At 50.6% G+C, this 20,325-nt stretch carries 17 protein-coding genes; 5 read left to right on the top strand and 12 right to left on the bottom strand.

The window, feature by feature from the left end:
- Positions 1-16: 16 nt before the first annotated feature.
- The 6 genes from polA to FC99_RS06675 all read right to left on the bottom strand — a co-directional run bounded on the left by polA (position 17) and on the right by FC99_RS06675 (position 9,638).
- Complete coding sequence (gene polA, locus FC99_RS06700; RefSeq protein ID WP_048731942.1) at positions 17-2,677, bottom strand: DNA polymerase I; 2,661 nt, start codon at positions 2,675-2,677, stop codon at positions 17-19.
- A gap of 199 nt (positions 2,678-2,876) precedes the next feature.
- The gene (locus FC99_RS06695; RefSeq protein WP_048731944.1) at positions 2,877-3,587 is read right to left on the bottom strand and encodes a Bax inhibitor-1/YccA family protein; all 711 of its coding nucleotides are present in this window, start codon (positions 3,585-3,587) and stop codon (positions 2,877-2,879) included.
- A 374-nt stretch (positions 3,588-3,961) separates the two neighbouring features.
- On the bottom strand, positions 3,962-5,293 hold the full coding sequence (gene murC, locus FC99_RS06690) for a UDP-N-acetylmuramate--L-alanine ligase (protein ID WP_048731946.1): 1,332 nt from the start codon (positions 5,291-5,293) through the stop codon (positions 3,962-3,964).
- A 139-nt stretch (positions 5,294-5,432) separates the two neighbouring features.
- Positions 5,433-8,291 carry a DNA translocase FtsK gene (locus FC99_RS06685; RefSeq protein WP_048731948.1) on the bottom strand — a complete coding sequence of 953 codons (2,859 nt, stop codon included), beginning with the start codon at positions 8,289-8,291 and terminating at the stop codon, positions 5,433-5,435.
- 353 nt (positions 8,292-8,644) lie between these two features.
- Positions 8,645-9,283 carry a YtpR family tRNA-binding protein gene (gene ytpR, locus FC99_RS06680; protein ID WP_048731950.1) on the bottom strand — a complete coding sequence of 213 codons (639 nt, stop codon included), beginning with the start codon at positions 9,281-9,283 and terminating at the stop codon, positions 8,645-8,647.
- A 22-nt stretch (positions 9,284-9,305) separates the two neighbouring features.
- Positions 9,306-9,638, bottom strand: coding sequence for a thioredoxin family protein (locus FC99_RS06675; RefSeq protein ID WP_048731952.1), 333 nt, complete (start codon positions 9,636-9,638; stop codon positions 9,306-9,308).
- A 178-nt stretch (positions 9,639-9,816) separates the two neighbouring features.
- Between FC99_RS06675 and FC99_RS06670 the strand changes: the two genes are divergently transcribed.
- Positions 9,817-10,143, top strand: a complete 327-nt coding sequence (locus tag FC99_RS06670) for a PepSY domain-containing protein (protein ID WP_048731954.1) — start codon at positions 9,817-9,819, stop codon at positions 10,141-10,143.
- Positions 10,144-10,411: 268 nt separating this feature from the next.
- A complete protein-coding gene (locus tag FC99_RS06665; RefSeq protein ID WP_048731956.1) occupies positions 10,412-11,353 on the top strand; it encodes a nucleoside hydrolase in 942 nt (313 codons plus the stop codon).
- Between the two features lie 27 nt (positions 11,354-11,380).
- On the opposite strand, the gene FC99_RS13950 is transcribed toward FC99_RS06665, so the two are convergent.
- The 3 genes from FC99_RS13950 to pepV all read right to left on the bottom strand — a co-directional run bounded on the left by FC99_RS13950 (position 11,381) and on the right by pepV (position 13,932).
- Positions 11,381-11,701, bottom strand: coding sequence for a hypothetical protein (locus FC99_RS13950; RefSeq protein ID WP_048731959.1), 321 nt, complete (start codon positions 11,699-11,701; stop codon positions 11,381-11,383).
- A gap of 289 nt (positions 11,702-11,990) precedes the next feature.
- Entirely contained in the window at positions 11,991-12,497 is a 507-nt protein-coding gene (locus tag FC99_RS06655) for a universal stress protein (protein ID WP_048731961.1), read from the bottom strand.
- 34 nt (positions 12,498-12,531) lie between these two features.
- A complete protein-coding gene (pepV, locus tag FC99_RS06650) occupies positions 12,532-13,932 on the bottom strand; it encodes a dipeptidase PepV (protein WP_048731963.1) in 1,401 nt (466 codons plus the stop codon).
- Between the two features lie 137 nt (positions 13,933-14,069).
- On the opposite strand from pepV, the gene FC99_RS06645 reads away from it, so the two are divergent.
- Complete coding sequence (locus FC99_RS06645) at positions 14,070-14,900, top strand: NAD(P)H-hydrate dehydratase (RefSeq protein WP_048731965.1); 831 nt, start codon at positions 14,070-14,072, stop codon at positions 14,898-14,900.
- Between the two features lie 530 nt (positions 14,901-15,430).
- On the opposite strand, the gene FC99_RS06640 is transcribed toward FC99_RS06645, so the two are convergent.
- Both FC99_RS06640 and FC99_RS06635 read right to left on the bottom strand, forming a co-directional pair.
- Positions 15,431-16,120, bottom strand: coding sequence for a pseudouridine synthase domain-containing protein (locus FC99_RS06640; RefSeq protein ID WP_048731967.1), 690 nt, complete (start codon positions 16,118-16,120; stop codon positions 15,431-15,433).
- A gap of 12 nt (positions 16,121-16,132) precedes the next feature.
- Positions 16,133-17,773 (bottom strand): putative polysaccharide biosynthesis protein, encoded by a 1,641-nt coding sequence (locus FC99_RS06635; protein ID WP_048731969.1) that lies wholly within the window; start codon positions 17,771-17,773, stop codon positions 16,133-16,135.
- A 244-nt stretch (positions 17,774-18,017) separates the two neighbouring features.
- On the opposite strand from FC99_RS06635, the gene FC99_RS06630 reads away from it, so the two are divergent.
- Entirely contained in the window at positions 18,018-18,338 is a 321-nt protein-coding gene (locus tag FC99_RS06630; protein WP_048731971.1) for a hypothetical protein, read from the top strand.
- Positions 18,339-18,636: 298 nt separating this feature from the next.
- A complete protein-coding gene (locus FC99_RS06625; protein ID WP_048731974.1) occupies positions 18,637-19,404 on the top strand; it encodes a flavodoxin family protein in 768 nt (255 codons plus the stop codon).
- Positions 19,405-19,470: 66 nt separating this feature from the next.
- Here the strand turns inward: FC99_RS06625 and FC99_RS06620 are convergent, their stop codons facing one another.
- Positions 19,471-20,142 carry an AAA family ATPase gene (locus FC99_RS06620; protein WP_048731978.1) on the bottom strand — a complete coding sequence of 224 codons (672 nt, stop codon included), beginning with the start codon at positions 20,140-20,142 and terminating at the stop codon, positions 19,471-19,473.
- Positions 20,143-20,325 lie beyond the last annotated feature (183 nt).

Here is a 20,325-nt window from a genome sequence, read left to right as displayed (position 1 = left end):
CGTCTCTCCTTTTACCCTACTTGGCGTCGTACCAGGTAGGCCCGTAGTGACTTTCCACCTTCAACGGAATTTCTAGGTCGATAGCGGAGTCCATCACGCTCGGTACTAATTTTGCCAACGTTTCAATTTCTTCCGCTGGCGCTTCAAAGATCAACTCATCGTGGACTTGAAGCAACATGGTCGCCTGCATGTCCTTGATGGCATCTTCCATTCGGATCATTGCAATCTTAATAATATCAGCCGCGCTCCCCTGAATTGGCGTGTTCATGGCCGTTCGTTCGGCAAAGGACCGCTGATTGAAGTTCCGGGAGTTGATGTCTGGCAAATACCGCCGCCGATGCGCGATTGTTTCAACGTATCCCAATTCGTGGGCTTGTTGGACCATGCGCTCCGTGTAGGCCTTCACGCCGGGATACTCTTCGAAGTAGGTATCAATAAAGTTCTTGGCTTGTTTCCGGCTGATACCGATGTTTTGTGACAAGCCAAAGTCACTGATTCCGTATACGATTCCAAAGTTAACGGCCTTAGCCTGCCGCCGAATGTTTGGTGTCACCTCTTCGTCCGGTCCCATTCTAAAGATTCGCCGGGCCGTTGCCGCATGGATATCTTCGCCCTCGCGGAAGGCCTCCTGCATGTTGGCGTCGTGACTCATATGAGCGAGGACTCGCAGTTCGATCTGAGAATAGTCAGACGAGAAGATCTGCCAGCCGGGGTGCCGGGGAACAAAGGCCTTTCGAATGGCGCGACCCTCTTCGTTTCGGACTGGAATATTTTGTAAGTTCGGGTCAACCGAGGATAGCCGTCCCGTCTGCGTCAGTGTCTGCAGGTAGCGGGTGTGCACTTTGTGGTCGTCTGGATGGATGACCTTCAACAGGCCTTCCACGTAGGTCGACTGGATCTTCGCAATCTTCCGGTATTTCAAAATATTTTCCGCAATTGGGGCCTCAGCCGCCAACTTTTCCAGCACACCGACCGCCGTTGAATAGCCCGTCTTAGTCTTCTTAATGGCCGGTAAGCCCATTTTTTCAAAGAGAATGCGTCCCAGTTGTTTGGGCGATCCAATGTTGAACTCTTCCCCGGCCTCGTTGTAAATTGTCTGCTCAATTTCGGCTAGTTGTTCGGTAAATTTACTGCCCATGGCTTCCAACTCACTGGCCTGCACGGTAATACCGGCAACCTCCATCCGAGCTAGCACGAAGGCCATCGGCAGCTCAATGTCTTGGTAAAGCTGTGTCTGTTCATTTTCCTCTAACCCCTTAAACAACTGAGGCCGTAAGCTTTCAATTGCTCGGGCCTTTCTGGCAAGGTGGGAGAAGAAGTCAACGTCATCGACCGGAATCGCCGCTTTGGCGCCCTTTCCGTAGATGTCCTCATCGGTCGCCACTTGGTGATAGCCGTGTTCCATGGCCAAGCGACCGAGGTCGTTACTGTTATCGTAGGTGTTCAGCAAATAAGAGCAGAGCAAGAGGTCACAGTCGACGCCGGCCAACGTGATACCCAGTCGCCGTAACCCCACGTACGTCCGCTTAGCATCGAAGACTTGTTTCTTAATGTCGGTCGATTCAAGCAACGCCTTCAGTGGGGCCTGTTGTAAGAGCGTCACGTCGCGGCTGACCCACCATTGATCCTTGTCACCGATGACAAAGCCGTCGAGATGGGCTGTGTGGTAGTTTTCATCCAACATTTCCAGATAGAACTCGCACCCGGCCGTAAATGCTGGCAAATCGCTCAGATTGTCGGCTTTAAGTACCGTAAAATCAATGTCCTTTAACCCTGGCGTTGCGGTTGGGGCTTCGCCATCTACGCTCATTTTGCTCAAGAATTGGTTGAAATTCATTCGTTGATAGAATTCGACTAATTTTTCTTGATTGTCGCCCTCATAGGTTAAGTCCGCCACCTTTTTCTCAACCGGCGCGTCCCGTAAAATCGTGGCTAACTTTTTCGACATCAGTGCCTGCTTGTGGTCCGCCACCAGATGTTCCTTGAGCTTCTTAGCCGTGATCTCGTCGATGTGGTCGTACAGGTTTTCAATGCTCCCATACTTGCCAATCAGATCCACAGCGCGCTTAGGTCCAACCCCAGTCACACCAGGATAGTTGTCGGAATTGTCACCTTGAAGGCCCTTGATATCAATGATCTGGGCGGGAGTCACACCCATCTTTTCCTTCACATAAGCTGGCGTATAGTGCTCGATGTCACTGACACCCTTCTTGGAAATGGAGACCGTGGTATGGTCATCCGTCAACTGCGTTAAATCGCGGTCCCCGGTCACAATGGTCGTGGTAAACCCAGCGTCTTCGGCCTGCTTGGCTAACGTGCCAATGATGTCATCGGCTTCGTAATCGGGTAATTCGTAAGTCTGAATCCCCCGGGCCGCTAAGAGTTCCTTCACGTACGGAAACTGTTCGGATAGTTCTGGCGCTGTCTTGGCCCGGCCACCCTTGTAGTCGTCGTACATTTTTGTCCGAAAAGTGGTCTTCCCGGCATCAAACGCAACTAAGGCGTGGGTGGGCTTGACCGTATCCAACATGGTCTCCAGCATTGTGTTGAAGCCATAAATGGCGTTCGTATGCAACCCTTCACTGTTGGTAAACTTGCCTAAAGCCGTGTATAACGCGAAGAAGGCCTTAAAGGTGACACTGTTTCCATCAATCAATAACAATCGTTTCTCTGCCATGTGACGCTCCTTTCGAGCCTGGTTTTCCGTACTCGAGTAATTTAGTTCATCCGAAATGTAGCCATCTTGGTTTAGCCGGTAGATTTGCGTTCACCGCCAAACGTTCCTTCCCTATTTTACCAAAAAAATAGCAAAACCCGAAACCATAAAAAAAGAAGTATTGGATCGAGTCCAATACTTCTGGTGGGCAACGGTTCGTTTAGTCGCGACTGCCACCAAAGATACCGAAAATTTGTAAGAGTTGTAAGAACAGGTTCACGAAGTCCAAGTACAGTTGCAAAGCCCCGTTGACGGCCAAACCGGTCGTGGAGACCTGGTCACCGTATTGCAGGTACATCTTTTGCATCCGTTGCGTGTCCCAAGCCGTCAAGACGGCGAAGATGATGACCGCGATCACTGAGAAAATCAGGGAGACCATCACGCTCTTCACCAAGAAGGCGTTCACGAGCACGGCAACGATGACCCCAATTAAAGCGGCGGTTGCCTGCGTGCCAAACTTAGTCAAGTCACGCTTGGTAAAAATCCCGAAGCCTGCCATGCTAATGAAGATGGCAGAACTGGAAACGAAGGCGGCGGTCATCGACGCATTCGAGTAATACAGCGTATACGTTGAAATGACGATCCCGGTAATGACCGCATAGACCATCAAGCCCACAAAGGCGACGGTCGGACGTTTCATCGATTGACCACTAATCACGAATGGCAAGATGAACCAAACGATGATTGGTAACAACAAACCACCACGACTTAGACTCTGGACGGCACCACCAAATTGCGTTGCCATCACGAAGGCAGTAGCGGCGGAAACTAAAACTGCTAAGCCCATCCATCCAAACATCTTGGTTAGAAAGGCATTTAAGCCAACCTCGGTGTTAACTGTTGCGCGGGGCTGCTGATCAAAGTTGTTCATTGAAACGCTCCTTTTTTCAAATCAATTCCCGACTTAGCCGCCAAAACTTGACGACCAGTTTCTGGGTTTATTGAATATATTTTATCAAATCTGACGATAAACACAAGTAATCAGTCGTGAAAGCAATTGTTTTGACTAAAACTAGGCAATCTAGTGCCCCTTTCGGCTTACCGGCTTACAATAATTGTAACGGTCGTTATCGATTGGACCGCAAACGCCAAATTCCCACATTTTTCGACCGTTGTCATGATAAACCACAATCAGAACCGTAGGCGGAATCCCTGTCAGCCGTGGCAATCCGATTTTTCAATCAAATAAAAAGGTCAGTGACCCTCACGGCTTCCCGCTAGAGTCACTGACCTTCAGTTTTTAATTTAGTTGTTCTTCAATGAGAGGTGACTCAGTAATTCTTCGTAAGACCGTTCGTACTTCTGAACGTCGCCGGCACCCATGAAGACGACCACGGCATCGTGGAAGTCCAACAGTGGTGACATGTTATCAACGGTCAAGATTTCACCGCCCTTAACAATTTTAGCAGCTAAGTCCTTACTGGAGACCGCACCCTGTGTTTCACGAGCCGAACTGAAGATGTTGGTCAAGAAGACCTTATCCGCTAAGTTCAGGCTCTTGGCGAAGTCGTCCATCAACGCAATCGTCCGGCTGAACGTATGTGGCTGGAAGACGGCAATAATTTCCTTGTCCGGATACTTTTGCCGAGCAGCGTCCAACGTCGCCTTGATTTCTGATGGATGGTGCGCATAGTCATCGATGATGGTCATGTCAGCTAACTTACGTTCCGTAAACCGACGCTTGACCCCCTTGAAGTCGACCAATTCATGCTTAATTTCGTCCATGTCGACCTTTTCAAAGTAAGCCACGGCGATCACTGCCAGACTGTTCAGCACGTTATGTTCACCATACAAATGAATTTCAAAGTTCCCTAAGAATTCATCGTCATGGTACACGTCAAAGTTCGACCCAGTCGTCGAACGCTTGATGTTCTTAGCCTGGAAGTCGTCACGGTCGCTGGTCCCGTAGTAGTAAACGGGGACATCCGTCTTGAGTTTCCGTAACTCAGGGTCATCACCCCAAGCAAAGATTCCCTTCTTGACTTGGTTGGACCAAGTTTCAAACGCACTGTAGACATCATCGATGCCGGTGTAGTAGTCAGGGTGATCAAAATCAATGTTGGTCATGATGGCGTAGTCTGGCTTGGTTGCCAGGAAGTGACGCCGGTATTCATCGGCTTCGTACACAAAGAAACGCGCGTTAGGTGTTCCCTTACCAGTCCCATCACCGATCAGGTAAGACGTTGGGGCCACACCACTTAAGACGTGCGCCAACAACCCAGTCGTACTGGTCTTCCCATGCGCACCAGCAACCCCAATGCTCGTGTAGCCTTCGATCAAGTGACCTAAGAATTCGTGGTAGCGGTAAACGGGCAAGCCCATTTCGCGAGCCTTCTTGATTTCGGGATGATCATCCGTAAAGGAATTCCCCGCAATCACCGTTAAACCCTCGTGAATGTTGGCTTCGTCAAAGGCCATGACGTTAATGCCAGCCTTTTCCAAACCACGTTGGGTAAACGTGTACTGCGTAATGTCTGACCCTTGAACCTTAAAGCCCTTATCATGCAAAATCAGAGCGAGGGCACTCATCCCTGACCCTTTAATTCCAACAAAGTGATACACCGTTGCGTTATCCATTAAATGATCCTCTTTTCTACTCTCTTCGGCAAAGGCCACTGGTCCCCCCAACCGATCGAGTGACTCTACTCTCATTTTAGCATATCCCCCACCCCCATAAAAGAACTGGGCGATTAAAGACGCGTGAGGACTATTCAAGCTAAGATGAGAACGGCGCACCCTGGTCATGTGGTTCCGGCAGCTTTTTCCCTAAGTCTTCGGGTGTTAAATAAACCTCACGTGGCTTTGAACCATGTTGAGGAGAAACGTAGTGGTGCTGCTCCAAGTCGTCGATCAGATTGGCTGCGCGATTGTAGCCAATGGAGAAGACCCGTTGGAGTTTAGACGTGGAGACCGACTTTTCTTGAGCAATGTAGTCCAAAACCTTCGGTAAGAGCTCGTCTTGGTTCTCTTCAGCGGTCTCCCGTTGCAGTAAACCCTTGGGCTCAAAAGCATAGTGTGGCTGACCCTGTGTCCGCACGAAGTCCGTGACGGCATCCACTTCGGATTCGACAAAGGCCCCTTGTAGCCGCATCGGCTGACTCGCACCATTACCTAAATATAGCATATCCCCACGGCCAAGTAAGTTTTCGGCCCCCGCCGTGTCCAAGATAGTTCGGGAGTCGATCTGACTGGAAACCATGAAGGCGATTCGGGTTGGAATATTATTTTTAATGGTCCCGGTCACAATGTCCACACTTGGTCGTTGCGTGGCGACCAGTAAATGAATCCCCGCGGCCCGGGCCTTTTGCGTGATCCGCACGATGTAGTCCTGAACTTCGCTCGCCGCCATCATCATCAAATCAGCCAATTCGTCGATAATGATCACGATGTATGGCATCTTCAGCGCAGGCTCATCGTTGGCGTCGGCCCGGTCGTTGAATTGCTCAATGTTCCGGACACCGGCTGCCGCTAATTTCTCATAACGTTCGTCCATTTCAGTCACGACCCATTTCAAAGCGGCCGCAGCGGCTTTAGGGTCGGAGATCACGGGTGACAACAGGTGTGGCAAGGCATCGTAAGGCGCCATTTCAACGGCCTTCGGATCGATCAGCAGGAGCTTGACCTGCTTAGGCGTGGCCTTGTAAAGAATCGACAGGAGTAAGGAGTTGATGAACACACTCTTTCCTGACCCGGTAGCCCCGGCAATCAGGCCATGCGGCATCTTCCGCAGATCGGTGACCTGGGGCTTCCCAAATAAGTCGACCCCGAGGGCCACGGTCAATGGCGACTCGCTCTTCTTGAAGGCTTCTGAATTCAGAATTTCCGACAACATGACCGGACGGGACTTCAGGTTCGGGATTTCAATGCCGACCGTCGTCTTTCCCGGAATTGGCGCTTCAATCCGAATATCCTTCGCCGCCAGGGCCAGCTTCAAGTCGTCGTTCAGATTCGTAATCTTATTGACCTTGACCCCAAGCGCTAAGCTGATCTGGAACTGGGTGACCGTGGGACCAACCGTCCAGTCGGTCACGTGTGCGTCAACATGAAAGGCACTCAGCGTGGCATCTAGCACCTCTGCTTGGTGTTCGATCCATTCATCCAAGGCCTCTTCATCGGGCACGACGGGATTCGGCAGCAAGCTTAGATCTGGGAAATGATAGCCCCGGTCAGTCTCTTCTTCGACTTCTGGTTCAACCGTCGCCGGCGTTGGTCGATCAAAGAGCGCTAAGTTACGTTGGTCATTACCTTCCTCTTGCATGATGTCACCCAAAGAATGGCCCAGTCCACGACTAGGCTTGGCTTTAGGTTTCACCGGTGCCGTGGGTTTAGGTTTCACCGGTGCCGTGGCTTTCGCGTAGTTATCCGCGACCGTCGCTGTTGGCTCCGGAGTCTCATCCCCGGCATCTGGCGCTTCAACCCCACTCCCCTCTTCGGTAGCAGTCACAGTCGACTCCGCTTTGGCGGTCATCACTTCTCCCGCCGAATCAGTAGTCGACTCACTAGAAGAGTCAGCTTCGGCGCGCGCTAAAAGCTTAGCCACTTCAGCGGGTTGTTCAGCCTCGGCTGCAGTGGTGGCGGTGTCATTAATCTTTTCATCATCCGGCATGCCTTCACCCGTGGTGATTGCGTCGGATTGAGGCTGATTGCGCCCATTACCAGCCGATCCGACTGGGAGATAGGTCGCCTCAGACAGCGATTTGGCAGGGACTGCGGTTGGGACATCAGCCGCGGTTGTCGCCATCGTTAAGTTTTCCGAAGCTTTACTTGCTGTTCGTTCATCGGTCGTTTCTGCCGTTGCAACCTGATCTGTCGCCGTCGCCGAAGTTGCTTCAGTAGTAGTGTCAAACGCCGATGTTGTCGCTGATTCAGGATTGTTTTCAGCCGTCACTTTGACGTTATCTGCTGATTCAGTGTCATCCTCAGCCGCCGTGTCTGTCGGGTAGAAGATCTCAGTCGGCGCTGTTTCGGTCTCCAACTTGCCGTTAACACTTGAGTCGTCGGCTGACGGTGGTGTAACCGCAGTCACTGGTACTGGCACTTTTGACTCATGGGTGGCCGTTACCGTTAAACTCACGGGGGTGGCTGCCTTCATTTCATGTTTGATGACTGGCTGCTCCGGCTCGGCCTTTACGGTTGGCTCCTTAACAGGCACACTAATCGTGGTGGTAGGTAAATCAGCATCCTCAGCTCGCCCAAACAAAAAGAAACTGTCATCACTCTTATGTAAGCTAGCAACTAGCCGCTGATACCGCCGCCGTGATTCTAACGTTGGCCGCGTCCAGTGAAGTTGCTTAGGAATCGCTGTCACCTGAAACGGCCGATAGTTGCCTGTGCTGGTCGTCGGCTTTTCTGGCGTCGACTGTGGCTGCACGTTTGATGCTGGCGTGACCGCCCGCTTTTTTTCGGGGGTCACGGCTGGCTTCTGCCGTGTCTCACGCAAGCGGATACGATCATTGCGGGCTTTACGCTCCTTGACCTGTCGCTGAGCCCGCTCGTTCGTCGTGTCTTCTAATTCTTCAGGGGTCGGTTCCACCGGAAATTTTCGGTAGAAGGCCGGTCCATCATAATGTTCCATGTTGCTTCCTCCTTGATAAGCGCACGTCTTACCGCTTTTTCTACGGGAGGAGAGGCCGCCTAAAACGGCCGCTATACTCATTCCCTGGATTTTTAATTATTTTTATATTTAAGATGCCCTAACGCTCTAAAATTCTCCGTCGCTGGGACAATTGACCTGGCGTCCAGTACAGTTGCTGGCAAAATTCATGTGACGGCAACTCACATTTTCCACGATAAAGTCTAATTAGACAGTCTTTCTGTCAGATTTGGCCAAAATTCATTGGCCCAGTCCAGACGCAACATAGTCAGTCTACACTATTGTACACAAAAAAGCGGGTAGACGACAAGGTCTGACCCACTTTGTAATGTTTCTTAAGCTTTAAAAATAGTTTGGCCCCGTTCAAAATCGAACGGTTCGCCCACTTCATAATCATCGGGCAAGATCAAAGCCCCTGGCTTTTGCGGTGCGTTTGCTAATCCCAACTCACGACCGGAACAAATCATTCCGTTGCTGGCAACGCCCCGTAACTCACCTGGCCAAATGATAAGACCATTGGGCATCATAGCGCCCACCTTGGCCACAACGACCTTGATGTCGGCCTGCATGTTCGGTGACCCACTGACGATTTGCAACGATTCGTCGTTATCCACGACCGTTTCCGTCACCAATAAGTGATCGGAATCGGGATGGGGATCGGCTGATTTAACGTAACCGACCACAAACCGTGAACTGGTTTCCGCAACCAATTCGCCAGCGAAGCCAGCATTTTCCAAGGCAACGTTCAAGGCCGCCACGTCATCAGCTGACAAGTGAACTTGGCCCAGACCAGTGATGCCTGGTAAAATTTCGGAAATGGCTAAGAAGTTGTACCCTAGCGTCTTTTCCGTAGCTGAGTCATAAATTCGGGCAATATTGTCCCGCACCGTGTGCGCTTGTTCAGCGGAGTCTTGCGCCACGACAACAATCAAAGTGTCCCCTAATTCTTGGGGATTGTAACTAGCAATTAACATGTCTGAATCCTTTCCAACGGGTTTAGTCGGCGTTGGTTGCCAAAGAATTAATAAATTCTTCTACCTCTGCTTTAGTCTTACGATCTTTGTTCACCAGCCGGCCGATTTCTTCACCATCGGCGTAAGCGATGAAACTAGGAATGCCAAATACATTAAGTTCAACAGCTAAGTCGATGTTTTCGTCGCGATCAACGGCGATGAACTTAAAGTCAGGATATTCCGCTTCGATTGCTGGCATCGCTGGCTTAATGAAGGCGCAGTCTGGGCACCAGGTCGCGGAGAAGAATAACATGGTCTTGCCGTCTTTGACAACGTCCTTTAATTCAGCGGCAGACATCTTGGGTAATTGTTCCATGAGTAAGCACTCCTTTGTTTTTTAATTTTAAAAGTTACACAAGAACCATTATAGCATGCCCAAAGGAATTTACACGATTTTTGTCTTTTTACGGGAACTTCGCGGCAATCATTGTTATACTGGTGGCAGAAGTGATGGGAGTAGTGCCCAACATTAACCTGCTTAAGGAGGCGGTAGCATGACTGCTAAAAATGGACAATTGTATCAATTAAGTCTCACCGGTGTGCTCGGAGGCCTGATGGGCATTTTCATCACGCGACTTTTCGGTGGCTTTTCTCGTTTGGATCCCGACAACATCTTGGATCAAGTCAAGCGGCAATTCCGACAAGAATCCCCGATCGAAGGTGCGTGGATTGAGAAGCATGCCGTACCGTTCCAAAAATTCGCGGTGAAAACGGAAGCCTACTACGGTGGTATCACCCGTTATGAGGACGACAAATTAGTCCAATACCAGTTCATTGCCGACGCCAAAACCGGTAGTGTCCTCGACATTCACCGACTTTAAACATTAATTTAAAATCCATTTGGGAGCTAACGATGTCGTTGTTGGCTCTTTTTTGTTGCTTTCAGTTTCTCAGTAAAACAAGTCAGCCAACAAACTAAGCCGCCTTTAAACTACTTAACACCTTCTTTAAAAGGGTAAATCGGTTTATATTTCGGGTTTTGCGTTTTACTATCGGTTATAAATAAATTTATGGTCATTTTGTCTATCAAATCACGAACTTATATGCTATACTTTTGAGAATTTGTAATCATATAAGGAGTGTTCTGGCTTGCAAAATGTCTATTTCAATCATGATGGTAATGTTGACGACCTCGTTTCCCTACTGCTCCTGCTGCAGATGCCCGATATCAATTTGACTGGCGTCGGCGTGGTTGGTGCCGATTCTTATGTCGAGCCTGCCGCTTCGGCCTCACGCAAGATCATTGATCTTTTCGGCCAAGCGCAACAACCGTTATCCGTGGCAACGTCGAACTCACGACCAGTCCACCAGTTTCCACAAAACTGGCGGCTCTCGGCCTACTCGTTTGACAACTTTCCGGTTCTCAACGAACGTGGCTTCATTTCGACGCCCGCGGCCGAAAAGCCCGCTCATCTCGATATGATTGAAAAGCTCCAACAAACACCTGGCAAGACCACCCTCGTCATGACCGGCCCCCTGACCGATCTAGCGCGGGCCCTGGCGATCGACCCCACCATTACAGCGAAGATCGACAAGCTTTTCTGGATGGGTGGCACCATGAACAATCAAGGAAACGTCAGTGAACCCGACCAAGACGGTACCATGGAATGGAACGCCTTTTGGGACCCCGAGGCCGTTAAAACGGTTTGGGACGCCGACATCGACATTCAAATGATCGGTCTGGAAAGTACCGACCAGATCCCGCTAACGGCCGACCTACGGCAACACTGGGCCGAACTCCGCCGCTATCCCGCTATGGAACTGATCGGTTACGGTTACTCACTAGTCATGGCCTTTGAGGCGGATTCCACCTACTACCTATGGGATGTCTTAACCACGCTGACCAGCCGCTACCCCGAAATCGTTGATGCCACCGTTGTTCACAGCGACGTGCTCACCACGGGTCACGGTGCGGGTCGCACGTTCATCACCCCCAACGGCCGCCCCGTCACCCTCGTCACGCAGGTCGACAAGGCCCAGTTCTACGACCGCTTCGACACCCTCGCCAGATCCGCAACTCGTAATTACTAAAGTTTAAATCGCTACATGAGTTAAACTTTACCGCACTACGGCTGCCAAGCATTCCGCCTGCTGTGGGGACGCTTCAGCCCAAGAAACGGGCTTCTCGCTCGATTTGAAGCCACACAAGAACAGTGTGTCTCCAAAGTCGCCCGTGGTGTAACCTGGCCAAAATCGCCAGCTAACACCACCTCCACGGCCGGCTACATCCTTGGCCTCCTCCGGCTCAAATTGATTTTTACTACAACGGACGTTAAAAACCGGAAATTTTCTACCGTTTAGATGGCTAAACTGCTGAACAGATTTCAAACCTTCATCCTTGGCATGGTTGACCACAAGTAGATAGGCGTTCAATTGCATTCATCAAGTGCTGCCTTAAGACAGTAAAGTAAGCCGAGAGGTCGCCAGATATGGGCTCAGGCGCGTCGTTCTGCTTAGTTGGCGTTTCTTGCCAGCTTAGCAGAAAACCAATCTTGAAGACTCGTGACCTTCGAGGCTTCAAGTTGCGTTCGTGCCGTTCCAGCCCATATCTGGCGGCCGGTAAGGCGAGAGTTACATTGCGTTGCCACTATTTCAACTAATCTAAAAAAACAGGCTATGTCCTTGCCATATAATTGGCGAGAACATAGCCTGTTTTAAAATTTCAACCCTAATCCATCGGTAAATGTTTCAGATTAGTGGCTTGATTATTAATATCCGTTCGAACCACGATGACGTCACAGATGGCGTTGGCAACTACGTAGCTCGCCGTGGACCCCATCAACATTCGTTCGACCACGTTGACCCCCGTGGCACCCAGCATGACTAAGTCTGCTTGGTATTCCTTGGGCAGCGTCCGGGCCAAGTCGACCTTGGCGTGGCCGTAGTAAACGGTGGTCACCACTTCTTTAACACCGGCATCCTGAGCCTTCTTGCGGTATTTGTCGACAATCTGTTCGAGGCGTTGACGCGCTTCGTCCATGACTTGTTGGTCAACATAACCAAAACCCACTTCGGTATTGCTACCCAGACCAACATAGTCGCCGCCGCTCATAATGGTCACAATGATTAATTCAGCTTGATTCCGCACCGCAACCGCAATGGCTTTTTCCACTGCGCGGCGTGCTTGGCGGGAACCATCAACTCCCACTAAAATCCGTTTGTATCCTTCGGTCATCTCTACCACTCCTTTGCCGGTCATTCTCACGACCTTACTTGGTCAACTCGAAGATTGCCTGACCATAAATGGCCATTGCCTTTAATAAATCAGCTTCGGGTTGGAATTCGTCGGCCTGATGCATCGTGTCTTGCGTACCGGGGAACAACGCCCCAAAGGCCACGCCACGCTTCATCAAGCGGCCATAGGTTCCACCGCCCACAACTTCTGGTTGCGCGGTCGTATCGCCCGTCTGTTGCCGATAAACGTCCATCAACGTTGCCACGATTGGATCGGCTGGATCAACGTAATGGGGAACCATTTCTCGACCTTGCTTCAACGTCACGTTCATGTCAGCCGTGGCCTTTGCCAAGCCGGCCTTAATGTCAGCGGCCCCCGTTCCAGTTGGGTAACGGAAGTTGGTGTTGATCAAGCCACCCTTATCGGCCGTGAAAGTCATGATACCAACGTTCATGGTCAAATCACCCATGACTTTATCAGTGTAGGCAATGCCTAACTTGTTCGCCCGGGAATCATCATGTAGCTTACTTGCAAGCAGATCTAAGAAGTCCGCAGCGTCACCACCGAAGTTTTGTGCGGCTAAGAAGGTTGCCAGGTAGGTCCCAGCATTGATACCGTTCTTCGGTTCCATCCCGTGAGCGGCCTTACCGATTACGTGGAAATGTAAACCGTCCGCAGCGGTCGTCACGTCACCCGTAACTGGGGCGTCCGTCAAGAACTTGTCAAAGTCGGCGGTCAATTGGGCGTTATCGCCATTTTTAACCGTTGCTTCGGCGTCCCGTGGAACCATGTTTTCCCGTAAGCCAGCGTCAAATTCGCGTAAAACTAAGTCGTTGCCGTTGGTACCCGTAAAGGTCGACGTGAAGGTCACGTTCCCTTTTTCACCGTTGATCAATGGGAATTCCGCATCGGGTGAGAAGCCCAGGGTTGGGGCTGGTTCTAAGTCGAGGTAGTGGTTCATCCCCGTCCAGTCACTTTCCTCGTCGGTCCCAATGATGAAACGAATCTTGATCTTAGGCAGGATGCCTTGATCCTTCAACATTTTCAAACCGTAGTAGGCAGCCAAGGCTGGACCCTTGTCATCGGAAGTTCCCCGACCATACAAGTTGCCATCCTTTGCGGTCAACGTAAAGGGATCCGTGTGCCACCCTTTACCCGCCGGCATGACGTCCGCGTGACCGAGAATCGCTAAGGTCTCATCGCCTTCCCCATACTCCACGTAACCCGCCAAGTTATCTAAATTCTTCGTCATAAACCCATCACGTTCGGCTAATCCTAAAAATGCGATCAGTGCCTTGGCCGGGCCAGGACCTAATGGGTAGTCATCAGTGGCCTTAGAGTCGTCACGAGAGCTGTCGATACCGACCAGGGTGGTTAAATCTGCGATATAATCCTTCCGGTACTTTTCAGCTAGCTGTTGCCAATCAATTGCCATGATTGGACCTCCTTCATTTTATTCGGACCAAACGTCCAGGAATACTTACCTTTGATTTTAGCATACCCGCGCCCGAATGTAAGCCGATTTCACGAACGAACATGCTATACTAAAACTGAAACGAGGAGGCCTTCACCATGCAAACTCTATCCACAGAAATTTTAACACGGACAATCCGGCAGCGCCCGGCAGATAGCTACAAAGGAACGTACGGGCGCATCACCCTGATCGGCGGCAATCGTAACTTCGGCGGCGCCATTCTTATGGCTAGTGCCGCGGCCGTTTACGCCGGCGCTGGACTGGTCACGACCATCACTGACCCCAGCAATCAGGGCAGCCTACACGCCCGCCTGCCAGAAGCTATGTTCGCCGATTTCAACGACTTGGCTCAAACACAAGACTTGGTCAAGGGGACCGACGTGATCGTCATTGGTCCGGGGCTCGGCACTAGTCCGCAATCCTTGACCATCTTGAACAACGTCTTCAGTGTCGTCCAGCCTGAGCAAACGCTGGTCATTGACGGGTCGGCGATTACCTTAGTGGCTCAACACCAACTGGCCTTACCGCAAGCACACCTGATCTTTACTCCCCATCAAATGGAGTGGCAACGCCTCAGTGGCATCGCTATCGCTGAGCAAACACCAGCCAGAAATCAGCCAGTTGTTAATCAGCTCAACGCCACGGTCGTGCTCAAGTCACACCGAACGCAAATCTACACACCAACCGCCGTCTACGAGAACCCGATGGGAACCCCGGCCCAAGCGACCGGCGGCATGGGCGACACCCTGGCCGGCATGGTCGGTGGTTTTGTTGCTCAGTTTACAAACAAGACCGACGCCGTGCTCGCCGCCGTGTATAGCCACAGCGCCATTGCCGAAGAGTTGGCACGGACCCAATATGTGGTCCTACCCCACCAGATCATTGACGTCCTACCGCAGTTCATGAAAGAACACGAGTGTAAAAATTAGCGTGATAATTAGGCAGCCTAGTATGCCCTTCGCCTTACCGGCCGTCAGATATGGGCTGGAACGGTGCGGACGCAACTTGAAGCCTCGAAAATCACGAGTCTACAAGGTTGGTCTTCTGCTAAGCCGACGGGAACCCACCGTCAACTAAGCAGAATGACGCGCCTGAGCCCATATCTGACGACCTCTCGGCTTACATAGTCGTTTTCTGTCAATTAGGAACTGAGCGTTATCAGTTGGATCAAAGATGTCGAAGCTGTACAATTCTCGGCCGTTGTTGGCGTAAAACAGCCAGAGTCAGAGGAAGTCGGGGATGTGACCCGCCGAGGTTGTGTAAGCTGGTGATTTTTAGCTAGTCTGAAGCTCCCTCACAATAGACGAAATTTCTAGTAACCGCAGTGCAGTCAATCCAGAGATGTCGACGTCTACTAATACTGGGCTGAAACACCCAATGATTCTCTCAGCCTTTAGTCAAGCCACCAAAAAAGGCAGGAATCCCTATCCTATTTCGGATAGCGGTTCCTACCTTTTACTTACATTCTATTTTCTTCATCGTCTAGCGGACCTGTCAACTCATCGATTTCCGCTGGTAACAACCCGCGGTACGCACCGTTTGGCAAATCGACTGGCAGCCGTAGTGGGCCAATCGTTACTCGTTCGACGGGACCCAGAGCGTCTGGCAACGCCCCGAGGACCGCGACCGCCATCTCACCGTCAGTCGTCGTTAAGGTGACCGTCACGTGCTGATGAACCTGATCGACCTGCGTCGTCACTTCACGGAAAGCCTGATTGGGTGCCAGCACGGGAGCCGTCGTCCCACTGACTTGCACCTGAAATTGACTCGGCCAGTTTTGTCCCGTCACATCGGTCAAAAAATGTTCGTCATCGCTGGCCAACACCAGACCTACCGCTTCCTTGGGTAAATCCGCCAGCGGCTTTAATTGCCGCGGCTGATCAAAGGCATTTAACAAGCTGCCCAAGCTGTGCGGTGTCGTGGGGTCCATGCTCAGTTGAAACCCAACTGGCTTGTTGAAGACTAGGTATTGCGGCTGACGCCCGGTCACGGTCATCCCATCAACGCGGACGTTATCCGCCACGGCTACTGTCGCCCGGGGTGAGTCGACCACGTCAGAATTGACCGTCACCCGTCCCTGCCGCAGTAACCGCAAAATTTGTAACGGCGTTCCCTGTCGATTTTCCGTTAAATACCGTTCAATGTTCATCTCAGCGTCCTCCTAGTGAATGTGCAACCGCCGCCGTAACCCTGCGACTCGAGGTCCCATAATGGCATCCGCCAACCGGCTCTTTAAAACCACGTAAACGTAGAAATAACCGCCGACTAATGCTGCCACTGCCACAATTAGGAAGTTCATGACTCGCCCTTCGCTTCCACTGAAGCTACCCAAAAAGGTAATGAACTTAGCCAAGGCATACGTCCCAATCGATGTCAGTAAAATACCGTTCGTCTTCTTGGCAATTTGGGCGTAGTTGATGCCAAATTGAACGTCCAACGAATGGACGATCAGATAACATGTGACCAAGAATCCACAGCCCGTCGCCAGTAGCGGCCCAAACGCCCCAAAGAAGTAAACTAACGGCCACTGCACGATAAATTTAACGATGGTCCCCACGATAAAGTAGCGGACGGCTCGTTTATTTTGCGAGATTCCCTGCATGAGGGCAGACGCGACCGTGTACAATCCCAGTAAAATCGAGAGGTACGAAGAAAAGGCCAGAATCGATGCAGCCAAAGCCTCGTGTGAACGACCGTAGAAGACTAAGTTCAACGGGCGAGCCACGGCGGACATCCCCAACGCACTAGGAATCATAACGAATTCAAACATTAAAAAGGCGTTGGATAATTGGTCGGAAATCGATTTTTTATCCCCCCGCGTGTAGGCCTCGGAAAGCAACGGTACGACCGTCACGGCCAAGGCCGACGCTAGGGAAATCGTAATCATGATTAATTTATTAGCGTTAACCCCAAATAACGCGAATAAGTCGTTTAGGTAAGCCGCTGAATAATTGCCGGCCATATTCATAATGGGGGCAAAGGTATATTGGTCGATCAGTTGAAAAATCGTAATCCCCGCACCCAAGACCACGAAGGGAACGGCTTGCACAATAATTTCCCGGTACAGTTGGGAGGCCGGCACAACCATTTGATTATTACTGTTGCGGACCAGTGATCGGAAATGTCGCCGGCGCCGCCAATAGTAAACGCCGAGGACCAGTAGGCCACCTAACGCCCCCATCGCTGCGGCCAAAGTCGACTGCGAAACAGCGGTGATCCAGTTGCCCTTCAGGACCCGCATGATCACGTAGGCCGACAGCAACATGTACAGGACGCGGACGAGTTGTTCGACAAACTGTGAGATGGCGGAAGGTGCCATTTGCTGGAAGCCTTGGAAGTACCCGCGGGTCAGACTCATTGTCGGAATGATCAGAATCGCCCATGCCAACGAGTGCAGCACTGGGATCAGGTTATCATCCCCACCCGTAAAGAGTGGCGCACCGAAGTACATCAACGCGGCAATCGCGACTCCGGTCATAATAGCAATTTCCAAGCCTCGCTTGTACAGGCGGACGCTAATCCCGTATTCATTCAACGCATTGTAGTGCGCCACTTGCTTTGCAATCGCCGAGGGCACCCCCGCAATTGCGGCAATCAAGAAGAAACTGTAGATGTTGTACCCTTTTCCGTACAATGCATTTCCTTGGAGATAGAAGGCGCCGAACCAGATGTTCCAGGGAATAATATAAACTGCGCCCAGTATTCGCGAAAAGATACTTCCCGCCGTCATCCACGCAGAGCCCGCTACCATCTGTTCTTGTGCGTCAGCTTGATTGCCAGAATTATCAGACTTTGCCGCCATTTGACACCCTACTTTCACTTTGTAAAATTCAATGGTCAGATTGCTTAGGCTTCTAACCGAGCTAAGCTAATCAAACCAATATTATACCATAGCTTTTTCTTAAAGATTATCAGGTTTCGTTAAAGATTCAGGAGTCTCCGCGCTAAATTCGCCGAAACCAACCGACATTGCTTACCGGATACGACCAACAGTGGTATGCTGGAAGTAGAAAGAAATCAGAAATTATTCAAGGAGGAATGCCAATATGACGCAAGCAACAGCCGGTGCAACCACGGCACCGAAGATGGAAATGTCCCCAGAACGGGCTAAACAGGTCATCACCATGACTAAAAGCATCCGTGCGCATTTTCCAGAACTGGCAGACGTTTCCAACGCTCAGTTGATCTATTCAACTTGGCGGGCTTTTAAACGCATCGACCAAACCAACGATAGCGATTATTCCACTATGGCCAACGTTTTCTTCCACGAAATTGACCGTCACCTACTGAACTACAAATTCTCTAAGGCGGGACAAGGGGAAGTTATCTCCCAACGCTTCTTCGCCATTCTCACTGAAATTCTCTAACGTCTTGTCCCTCACAGACTTTTACTGTGAGGGTTTTTGTTTGGGGAAAAACTGGTCTATCCCTTACCGTTAGAGTTACCCTCAAAACAGCAAGCAATCTTCGTTCTCATTTTAGTACTCACCGTAGCCGCTTTAAAGCCCCCATCACTGGTTATTCCACCCAATGACCATACTTCGACACCATGATAATATTTCTGACACTGACTTTAGGCAAATCCCTAATCTTCATTAACCGGTTAAATGCGGTATAATTATCGTACGCAACTTATTGATGATTTAATATTGTGAGGCGATTGCTGTGCGTTATTTGGCGTTATTAGGAAGTCATGAGCGAAACGGGATCACGGCCGGCTATCTGCAGGCTGTCACCGATAATTTACCCACCGATGCCACTGTCGAGACCGTTTTTCTGCGGGATTATGACATTTATCCCGACACGAAGGAAAAGTCTTGCCCAGCGTTAGACGAGATTGAGGCTAAGATGGCGGCCAGTGACTTTTGGATTGTCTGTGCACCTACATACTGGGGCGGCCTCTCAGGTGTCATGAAACAGTTCTTCGACTGCATGCGGTTTCGGTTGGTGCGGATGAATTCCGTGGCTGACACGTTACCTGGCAAATACAAGGACAAACACTACCTGAGCATGACGACTTGTTTTATTAGTTCCACCGAAAACTTTTTCACCGGGATCACTGACCAGACCTTCGTGACTATCGACCGTGTGTTAACCGGCGCGGGACTGATCAAGGTCGGTGAATTCGTTGGTACGGGCACTTGGGGTGGCACACACGCTCCTCGACCGGAAAAATTAGCAGAGTGTCGGCGTTGGGCTAAGAAAATCGCCAACCGACCACGAAAGGATGATAATACCTTGAAACGTTACTTATTGTTGTTCGCCATGATTGCCGTCATGGCCCTCGTCACCATGGGCTTACAGGCTTGGTGGTTCGGCGTCTTTGCGGCCGGCAAGTTCTGGATCACGTACGTGAGTTTCGTGGTCATCTTCTACGTGCTCTTAGCCAGTCTCCTGCACTTCTTTACGTTCGTGCGGCACCGGCGACGTTAAAACTAACTCATGCCAAAAAGAGAAGCTCGGCAAACCCGGGACTTCTCTTTTTTTGACGCAAAATGGTTAGGAATCAGTTTTCAAGTAAGCATCCTCTAAACTCTGCGTGTTGGTCTCCGCCATCAGCTCTGCCGGCGTTCCCGTGAAGGCAATACATTTTCCGGCTAGAACCAGCAAGTGCACATTGTCTTCAGGAAGATTTCGAAATTGGTGAGTCGTCATAATCACCGTTTTTCCCTTAGCGGCTAAGGCTTTAATGCGGGTCATCATTTGAACGGCAATCTTAACGTCTAAACCACTTTCCGGTTCATCAAATAAATACAGGTCGCGCTGTAGCTGACAAATCCCTTCCAGAATAACCAACCGGCGTTGCCCACCAGAGAGATCGCGAAAATGACTGTTGGCAATATCCTTTAAACTCTCCGGTAGCTGACTCACCTCAAAATTTGCGGCCGGTCGATCTAGGTTTACCATCATTCGAATGGCGTCTATTACCTTGGCTGACCCTGTAAACGGTGCCCCCTGCATCTGGTAAGCAATCCGCGACATTTCGGGAAAGCCTTCGAAAGGTAAGTCCTGCCGTTCACTGACGCCGGCAATAAAGTCGAGCAACGTCGTCTTTCCCACGCCGTTCACGCCCAGCAAAATGTTGACTTTCCCCGGCTCAAAGTCAGCCGTTAAGTGGTCAAATAACACCCGACCATCCGGTAACTGATACGAAAAATCTTGGATTCTCATGACTGACCTCCTGTTTAGCAACGATTCTTCACTGCTCAAAGATTAAATTATCCGCTAGGGTCTGTTTGAAAACGTCTCTTTTAGGTATAATCGTTGTAAAAACGAATTGAGGTCTTACCATGACAACGCCTAAACGTTATGAACTTGAAGATGACCAGTGGAAACGCATTGCTTCACTATTTC

The organism is Levilactobacillus koreensis JCM 16448 (assembly GCF_001435525.1).
GTDB classification, from domain to species: Bacteria; Bacillota; Bacilli; order Lactobacillales; family Lactobacillaceae; genus Levilactobacillus; species Levilactobacillus koreensis.
Note: the sequence above shows the minus strand (reverse complement) of the source record. Positions and strands in the feature narration are given on the sequence as shown.